This is a genomic window from Nocardia sp. NPDC003345, assembly GCF_053589395.1.
Window position 1 is genome coordinate 1 of the sequence record NZ_JBSFRU010000281.1, and the last position, 8,881, is coordinate 8,881.

An 8,881-nucleotide genomic window follows, 5' to 3' on the forward strand; every position below is an offset into this window, starting at 1 on the left:
CCACCGTCCGCGAGGCCGACGGCCTGGCGATGTCGTCGCGAAACCGCTATCTGGAACCCGACCAGCGTGAACTCGCCACCACCCTGTCCGCGGCCCTGCTGGCCGGCGCCCGTGCCGGCGCGGACGGCGCGGACGCCGTGCTCACCGCCGCTCGCGCGGTGCTGGCCACCGCCCCCGAGATCGGGCTCGACTACCTCGAACTGCGGGGGGCCGACCTGGGCCCGGCCCCGGAGACCGGGAACGCCCGGCTCCTCGTCGCCGCCCGCATCGGCAGCACCCGCCTGATCGACAACGCCGCCGTCCGCATGGGCGCGGAACTGGACGGCCACCCCGACGCCGGAACCACCGGAGCCCCCAACTCCGCGGAGCCGCAGGCCCCGCAATTCCATACAGAGAGGTGATGGTGATGTTGCGCACCATGATGAAGTCGAAGATCCACCGGGCCACCGTGACCCATGCCGATCTGCACTACGTGGGTTCGGTGACCGTGGACCAGGATCTGCTCGACGCCGCCGATCTGCTCGAGGGTGAGCAGGTCTGCATCGTCGATATCGACAACGGTGCCCGGCTCGAGACCTATGTGATCGCCGGGGAGCGCGGTTCCGGGGTGATCGGTATCAATGGCGCCGCCGCCCATCTGGTGAATCCCGGTGACCTGGTGATTCTCATCGCCTACGGGATGATGGACGAGGCCGAACTGCGCAACTACGACCCCAAGGTGGTGTTCGTGGATTCGCGGAACCGGGCGGTGGAACTCGGCTCGGATCCGGCGCACGCGCCGGAGGGCTCCGACCTGATCAGCCCTCGTAACCTGTCGCTGGTCTGAGCGCGGGACAGCCCCGCGCGATGCTACTGACCATCGACGTCCGGACGACGAGCACGGTGATCGGCCTGATCGCCGGAACCGGTCCGCAGGCCGAACTGGTGCGGCACTGGCGGATCCACACCAATCCGCTGCACACGGCGGACGAGTTCGCGATGAATCTGCGCGGTCTCGTCGGCTCCGATCTGGACCTGGTGTCCGGCGTGGCCGGCCTGTCCACGATGCCGCCGATGCTGCGGGAACTGCGGCTGATGCTGGAGCGCTACTGGGAGCATGTGCCGCATGTGCTGGTGGAGCCGGGCGTACGCACCGGTATCCCGCTGCTGGTGGACAACCCGAAGGAAGTGGGCGCCGACCGGATCGTCAACGGTCTGGCCGCCTTTCACGAGTACGGTACGGCCGCGATCGTGGTGGATTTCGGGGTGTCGATCTGTGTCGACCTGGTCTCGGCGAAGGGCGAGTTCCTCGGCGGGGTGATCGCGCCCGGGGTGGAGACCGCCACCGAGGCGCTGATCGAGCGGGCGGCACTGCGCCGGGTCGAGCTGACCCGCCCGCGTTCGGTGATCGGCAAGAACAGTGTCGAATGCATCCAGTCCGGGGCGATCTTCGGTTTCGCGGGGCTGGTGGACGGGCTGATCGACCGGATCCGCGACGATATCGACGGATTCTCCGGGCCGGATGTCGCGGTGGTGGCCACCGGCGCCGCCGCCCCGCTGATAATCGGTGAATCCGAAACGGTCGAACACCACCGGCCGCATCTCACGCTGACGGGTCTACAGCTCGTCTACGAGCGCAATCAGCGGCGGCCCCGCGGCTGACCGAGGCGCCCGTAGGACCGTGTGACCTATTCCGCTGTGCCGGATATGGTCGTGGCGGCCCGGGGTTGCTAAGCTCTCGGTGTGCTGAACCGCATGCGTACCCAGGAGTGTTGTCGAGGCTGACGCGCCTCGACGGTTCGAGGCATTCGTGAAGTCCTCGATCCTTACTCTTCCCCTGGAGATGCGCTCATGCGTTCCCCTGTTCTCTCGTCGGTGGTGCGGCCCGTGGTCCGCGAGGTCCCGGACACGAATCCGATCCCCGATCGTCCCATCGCACCGGCCCTGCCGACCCGGCTCCGGCCCGCCGACCTGCTGCGGCTCACCGATGAAACCGGTGAGGACGTACTCTCCGGTCGCTACGATCACCTCCTTCCCGCCGACGGCCGCTGGCCGGCCGTCGATCGATGGGCCGCCCGCCTCGTCTCCGACGACGAGATCGATATCTGGCTGATCAGCTGGACGCCGGACAAATCCACGCAATTACACGATCACGCCGGTTCTCTGGGTGCCCTCACGGTGCTCAGTGGCGCCCTGGCCGAATACCGCTGGAATGGAACCGAGCTGCGGCACCGGGTGCTGTCGGCCGGCGATCAGGCCGCGTTTCCGATCGGCTGGGTGCACGATGTCGTACGTGCTCCCGACCGGATCTCGATTTCCGGCTCGGCCGGGCCTCTCGATCCCACTCTGAGCGTGCACGCCTATTCACCCCCGCTCACCGCCATGTCCTATTACGAAGTGACGGGGCACGGCAGTCTGCGCCGTACGCGTACCGTCCTCACCGACCAGCCCGAAGGTGAACTCTGATGTCGCGACTGACCATCGATCAGATGCTCGACAACGCCCGCTCGCAGTTGCGGCGTATCCATCCCGTGGAATTGCCGGCCGCGCTCGCCCGGGGCGCGATCCTGGTCGATATCCGGCCCGTCGCGCAGCGAAACCGGGAGGGAACTCTGCCGGGTGCGCTGGTCATCGAGCGGAATGTGCTGGAGTGGCGGCTGGACCCCAGCAGTTCGGCGCGTTTGGCGCTGGCCACCGATCATGATGTGGAATGGATCGTGTTGTGCTCGGAAGGTTATACCTCCAGTCTGGCCGCGGCGTCGTTGCGTCAATTGGGCCTGCACCGGGCGACCGATCTGGTCGGCGGTTACCGTGCGCTGGAGGCCGCCGGGATGCGCGCGGTCGCCACCGGGGCCGCGCACTTCACCCGGGAAGTGCGCTCGCTGGCAGTTCTCTGAATTCTCGCCCGCCGGTGGCGAATGCGGTAGAACGACAATAGATTTCCGTGCCGCCATACGTTTCGCGGAATAATTCGAAGCTACCGAATGGTCTTTTTTCGGTGCCCGGGTAGCCGCGCGCTGTGCCGCGGATTCGATATCGCGCGGTAGAGGGCGGGCGGCCGACGAATCGATTTGCCGTGCACGCTAGGGTGGTTCGCTGTGAGCAACCCGAACTCCTCGTCATCCGGCGGCTCCGCGGGCGTTGTTCCCGCGGGGCGAGCGAGCCGTTCCGTGGAAGTCGACGACGTCCCCGAGCAGATGCGGATCCGGCGGGAGAAGCGGGAGCGGTTGCTGGCGGACGGTGGCGAGGCCTATCCGGTCGTCGTGCCGCGTACGCATACGCTGGCCGAAATCCGCGCCGCCTATCCGGATCTCGACGCCGATACCGCCACCGGACAGCAGGCCGGTGTGGCGGGCCGGGTCATTTTCATGCGGAATACCGGCAAATTGTGCTTCGCGCAATTGCAGGAGGGTGACGGGACCACGCTGCAGGCGATGATCAGCCTGAACGGCGTCGGTGCGGACGCGCTGGCGGCCTGGAAGACCGATGTGGACCTCGGCGATATGGTCTTCGTCCACGGCGAGGTCATCTCGTCGCGGACCGGTGAACTGAGCATCATGGCCGATACCTGGTCGATGGCCGCCAAATCGCTGCGTCCGCTGCCGGTCGCACACAAGGAGATGAGCGAGGAATCGCGCGTCCGGCAGCGCTATGTCGACCTGATCGTGCGTCCGGAGGCTCGGCATATGGCCCGGACCCGGGTCGCGGTCGTCCGGGCGCTGCGTAACGCACTCGAGAACCGGGGCTTCCTGGAGGTCGAGACGCCGATGCTGCAGACGCTGCACGGCGGGGCCGCCGCCCGCCCGTTCCGGACGCACTCCAATGCGCTCGATATGGATCTCTACCTGCGCATTGCTCCGGAACTGTTTCTGAAACGCTGCGTTGTCGGTGGTATCGAGCGCGTCTTCGAGATCAATCGCAACTTCCGTAACGAGGGCGCCGATTCTACCCATTCGCCCGAGTTCGCGATGTTGGAAACATACGAGGCGTACGGCACCTACGACGACTCCGCGCGGATGATTCGAGAATTGATCCAGGAAGTCGCGCAGGAAGCTTTCGGAACCCAGGTCGTGACCCTGGCCGACGGGTCGGAATACGACCTCGGCGGCGAGTGGACAACCGTCGAGATGTATCCGTCGCTATCGGAGTCGCTGGGGGTCGAGGTCACCCCGGAAACAACTGTTCAGGAATTGCTGGAGCTGGCCGATCGGGTCGGTCTGGAAATTCCCGCGGGCAAGGGCTACGGTCACGGCAAACTCGTGGAGGAACTGTGGGAGCACACCTACGGCGACAAGCTGTACGTGCCGACTTTCGTCCGCGATTTCCCGGTCGAGACCTCCCCGCTGACCAGGCAGCACCGGTCGCGGGCGGGTGTCACGGAGAAGTGGGATCTGTATGTCCGTGGCTTCGAGTTGGCTACGGGTTATTCGGAGTTGGTGGATCCGGTGATCCAGCGGGAACGGTTCGTGGACCAGGCCCGGCTGGCCGCGGCAGGTGACGACGAGGCAATGGTGCTCGACGAAGACTTCCTCGCCGCGATGGAACACGGGATGCCGCCGACGACCGGAACGGGTATGGGAATCGATAGGTTGTTGATGGCACTCACCGGATTGGGAATCCGCGAAACGATACTGTTCCCAATAGTTCGGCCGGCCGGCCGTTGAGCGAACGGTTTGCATAGCCGATCGCTCGTCTTGGAATTTTCCGAATTCGAGGTATTCTTGCCTCGGGTAATCGGCCTGTTTTTGGCGGGTCGCACGATTTCGAGAGGACGTTCATCTCATGGCAAAGAAGGTCACCGTTAGCCTGATCGACGATGTCGACGGTGAGTCCATCGCGGACGAGACCATCGAGTTCGCAATCGATGGGGTGTCGTACGAGATCGATCTGTCGTCGTCGAATGCGACGAAGCTCCGTGACGAACTGGAGCAGTGGGTTACCAGCGCTCGCCGGGTGAGCGGCCGGCGCCGCGTGAAGTCCGCTGTCGCCGCCGCCGGGGGCACCAAGGCGCGCGCCACGATGGACCGCGAACAAAGCGCGGCAATTCGCGAGTGGGCACGCCGGAATGGTCACAAGGTTTCCGCGCGGGGGCGTATCTCCGCCGATATCACCGACGCGTACAACAAGGCCTCGAAGGGATAGTTCTTCTTTCAACCGCCGTACCAGGCTTTACCCGACGGCGGCTGGTCTTTCTCGATAGCGATTTGGAATTACCGCTGGCCCCGGCGCTGTGCGCCGGGGTTACTGCGCCCGGCGGAGTTCCACCTTGCTCCGGCGCCCGCTCGCCCGGCACCATAGACAGGTCCGGCCGGGCTCGTTGCGCGACGCAGTTCGGGGGGTTCGTGGTTCGGCAGGTGCTGCCGGTATGGAGAGGTGAGGTATCGGCGCAGTGACCGGATCCGTCGGCTCGTTCCTACGATTCACCGATGACGAAGGCCGCCGGCGCGAGGTGATGCTCAGCCCGGATCGGCAGCGGATAACCATCGGCCGCTCGGCCGGCGCGGACCTCTCGCTGCGCTGGGATGCCGAGGTCTCGCGCTTGCACGCGGCGGTCGAATACCTCGCCGCCCAGTGGACCATCGTCGATGACGGCCTCTCACGTAACGGCACGTTCGTCAACGGCGAGCGCCTGCACGGCAGGCGCCGGCTGATGCCGGGCGACCGCATCCGGGTCGGCACGTCCCTGGTCTCCTTCCACGATTTCAACGGTGTGGCAGACGACGCCACCCGGGCCTCCAGCGCCTCCATCCCCACCGTCAGATCGCTCACCGCGGCCCAGCGCGGGGTCCTGGTGGCCCTGTGCCGCCCGTACAAGGGCGATGCGGGCTTCGCCGCCCCCGCCTCCAACCAGCAGATCGCCGACGAGCTCTTCCTCAGTGTGGACGCGGTCAAGACCCATCTGCGGGCGCTGTTCGCCAAGTTCGGGGTGGAGGATCTGCCGCAGAACCAGAAGCGGGTGCGACTCGCCGCGCTGGCCATGCGCAGCGGCCTCATCAGCGATCGCGACCTCTGATCCCCGGCCCGCTGTCCTCCCCGGGGCTGGGAGCGGGTTGTGTTCGCTCTGGGCAAAACCGGAATGGGAAACCAATCCGTGGGTACCGGCGTTATGAGTGAATAACCCTGCCAACGGCCGCAGATCATTAGGGTGGACCGGCGGCGGTGTAATCCCCTGCCAACTAGAGTGGGAGGCGGGGGCCGCAACCCCTGGCCTACATGGCAGGCTGAACCCGACGGTTGTCCACGACACACCACGGCACCGGCCGGCCATAGAGTCCGGAGCAGGAGAGTGAGGGAGCGATGTTCGAGAGGTTCACCGACCGCGCGAGGCGTGTCGTCGTCCTGGCCCAAGAAGAGGCCAGGATGCTCAACCACAACTACATCGGCACCGAGCACATCCTGCTGGGTCTGATCCACGAGGGTGAAGGTGTCGCGGCCAAGTCCCTGGAGTCGCTCGGAATCTCGCTGGAGGGCGTCCGCAGCCAGGTCGAGGAGATCATCGGCCAGGGCCAGCAGGCCCCGTCCGGGCATATTCCGTTCACCCCCCGTGCCAAGAAGGTGCTGGAACTGAGCTTGCGCGAGGCGCTGCAGCTCGGTCACAACTACATCGGTACCGAGCACATCCTGCTCGGCCTGATCCGCGAGGGTGAGGGTGTCGCGGCCCAGGTACTGGTCAAACTCGGCGCCGACCTCAACCGGGTCCGCCAGCAGGTCATCCAGCTGCTGTCCGGGTACCAGGGCAAGGAGCCCGTGGAATCCGGCGCCCGCGGCGAGACGGGTACCCCGTCCACCTCGCTGGTGCTCGACCAGTTCGGCCGTAATCTCACCCAGGCCGCGCTCGAGGGCAAACTCGACCCGGTCATCGGCCGCTCGAAGGAGATCGAGCGGGTCATGCAGGTGCTGAGCCGCCGCACCAAGAACAACCCGGTGCTGATCGGCGAGCCCGGCGTCGGTAAGACCGCCGTGGTCGAGGGCCTGGCCCAGGCGATCGTCAACGGTGAGGTCCCCGAGACGCTCAAGGACAAGCAGCTCTACACCCTCGACCTGGGTTCCCTGGTCGCGGGCAGCCGCTACCGCGGTGATTTCGAGGAGCGCCTGAAGAAGGTGCTCAAGGAGATCAACACCCGCGGCGACATCATCCTGTTCATCGACGAGCTGCATACGCTGGTCGGCGCGGGTGCCGCCGAGGGCGCCATCGACGCGGCCTCGATCCTGAAGCCGAAGCTGGCCCGCGGTGAACTGCAGACCATCGGCGCCACCACCCTCGACGAGTACCGCAAGTACATCGAGAAGGATGCCGCCCTGGAGCGCCGCTTCCAGCCGGTGCAGGTGGGCGAGCCGACCGTCGAGCACACCATCAACATCCTCAAGGGTCTGCGCGACCGCTACGAGGCGCACCACCGGGTGTCCATCACCGACGGTGCCCTGGTCGCCGCCGCCACCTTGGCCGACCGCTACATCAACGACCGGTTCCTGCCGGACAAGGCGATCGACCTGATCGACGAGGCCGGTGCCCGGATGCGTATCCGCCGGATGACCGCCCCGCCGGACCTGCGCGAATTCGACGACAAGATCGCCGACGCGCGCCGGGAGAAGGAATCGGCGATCGACGCGCAGGACTTCGAGAAGGCCGCGCGGCTGCGCGACAAGGAGAAGCAGCTCGTCGCCAAGCGGGCCGAGCGCGAGAAGCAGTGGCGTTCGGGTGATCTGGACGTCGTGGCCGAGGTCGACGACGAGCAGATCGCCGAGGTGCTGGCCAACTGGACCGGTATCCCCGTCTTCAAGCTCACCGAGGAGGAGACCACCCGTCTGCTCCGTATGGAGGACGAGCTGCACAAGCGGATCATCGGCCAGGAAGACGCGGTCAAGGCCGTCTCCAAGGCCATCCGCCGTACCCGCGCCGGCCTGAAGGATCCGAAGCGTCCGTCCGGTTCGTTCATCTTCGCCGGCCCGTCCGGTGTCGGTAAGACCGAGCTGTCCAAGGCGCTGGCGAACTTCCTGTTCGGCGACGACGACGCGCTCATCCAGATCGATATGGGCGAGTTCCACGACCGCTTCACCGCTTCGCGGCTGTTCGGTGCCCCTCCCGGGTACGTCGGCTACGAAGAGGGCGGCCAGCTCACCGAGAAGGTGCGCCGCAAGCCGTTCTCCGTGGTTCTGTTCGACGAGATCGAAAAGGCCCACCAGGAGATCTACAACACCCTGTTGCAGGTCCTCGAGGACGGCCGCCTCACCGACGGCCAGGGCCGGACCGTGGACTTCAAGAACACGGTGCTGATCTTCACCTCGAACCTCGGTACCTCCGATATCTCGAAGGCCGTGGGTCTGGGCTTCACCCAGAGCAATGCCGAGGGCTCGAACTACGAGCGGATGAAGCTCAAGGTCAACGACGAGCTGAAGAAGCACTTCCGGCCGGAGTTCCTCAACCGTATCGACGACGTGATCGTCTTCCACCAGCTCACCACGGAGCAGATCGTGGAGATGGTGGATCTGATGATCAACCGCGTCGGCGTGCAGCTGAAGAACAAGGATATGTCGATGGAGCTCAGCGACCGGGCCAAGAGCCTGCTGGCCAAGCGCGGGTTCGATCCCGTGCTCGGCGCCCGCCCGCTGCGTCGCACCATCCAGCGCGAGATCGAGGACCAGCTGTCGGAGAAGATCCTCTTCGGCGAGATCGGCGCCGGCCAGAACGTGGTGGTCGATGTCGAGGGCTGGGACGGCGAAGGCTCGGGCGAGGACGCCCGCTTCACCTTCACCCCGAAGGCCAAGCTCACCAAGGACGACGGTGAGAAGAAGCCGGAGGTCGTGCTGACCGGTGCGTCCGAGGGCCCGGCCGAGGCCGCCTCGGGCGAGTAGAAAGTCGATAACGAAAAGGGCCTGCCCACCGGATATCCGGTGGGCAGGC

The 8,881-nt window shown here is 66.0% G+C and carries 9 protein-coding genes; all 9 read left to right on the forward strand.

The genetic code is table 11. The annotated features are described in order from the left end of the window. Positions 1–401, forward strand: a 401-nt coding sequence (locus ACWDU1_RS24840) for a pantoate--beta-alanine ligase (RefSeq protein WP_450001999.1), incomplete at its 5' end; no start/stop codon positions are given. A 5-nt stretch (positions 402–406) separates the two neighbouring features. Then, positions 407–826, forward strand: coding sequence for an aspartate 1-decarboxylase (panD, locus tag ACWDU1_RS24845; RefSeq protein WP_357428688.1), 420 nt, complete (start codon positions 407–409; stop codon positions 824–826). 20 nt (positions 827–846) lie between these two features. Continuing rightward, positions 847–1,641 carry a type III pantothenate kinase gene (locus ACWDU1_RS24850; RefSeq protein ID WP_450002001.1) on the forward strand — a complete coding sequence of 265 codons (795 nt, stop codon included), beginning with the start codon at positions 847–849 and terminating at the stop codon, positions 1,639–1,641. A gap of 189 nt (positions 1,642–1,830) precedes the next feature. After that, positions 1,831–2,445, forward strand: coding sequence for a cysteine dioxygenase (locus ACWDU1_RS24855; RefSeq protein WP_450002003.1), 615 nt, complete (start codon positions 1,831–1,833; stop codon positions 2,443–2,445). A gap of 8 nt (positions 2,446–2,453) precedes the next feature. After that, positions 2,454–2,876 (forward strand): rhodanese-like domain-containing protein, encoded by a 423-nt coding sequence (locus ACWDU1_RS24860; protein ID WP_357428690.1) that lies wholly within the window; start codon positions 2,454–2,456, stop codon positions 2,874–2,876. A 300-nt stretch (positions 2,877–3,176) separates the two neighbouring features. Then, positions 3,177–4,643, forward strand: coding sequence for a lysine--tRNA ligase (gene lysS / locus ACWDU1_RS24865; RefSeq protein ID WP_450002008.1), 1,467 nt, complete (start codon positions 3,177–3,179; stop codon positions 4,641–4,643). Between the two features lie 118 nt (positions 4,644–4,761). Then, entirely contained in the window at positions 4,762–5,121 is a 360-nt protein-coding gene (locus ACWDU1_RS24870) for a histone-like nucleoid-structuring protein Lsr2 (RefSeq protein WP_450002004.1), read from the forward strand. A 247-nt stretch (positions 5,122–5,368) separates the two neighbouring features. Further along, positions 5,369–5,992, forward strand: coding sequence for an FHA domain-containing protein (locus tag ACWDU1_RS24875; RefSeq protein WP_450002006.1), 624 nt, complete (start codon positions 5,369–5,371; stop codon positions 5,990–5,992). A gap of 284 nt (positions 5,993–6,276) precedes the next feature. Further along, complete coding sequence (locus ACWDU1_RS24880) at positions 6,277–8,832, forward strand: ATP-dependent Clp protease ATP-binding subunit (RefSeq protein WP_450002007.1); 2,556 nt, start codon at positions 6,277–6,279, stop codon at positions 8,830–8,832. The last annotated feature ends 49 nt before the right edge of the window (positions 8,833–8,881 follow it).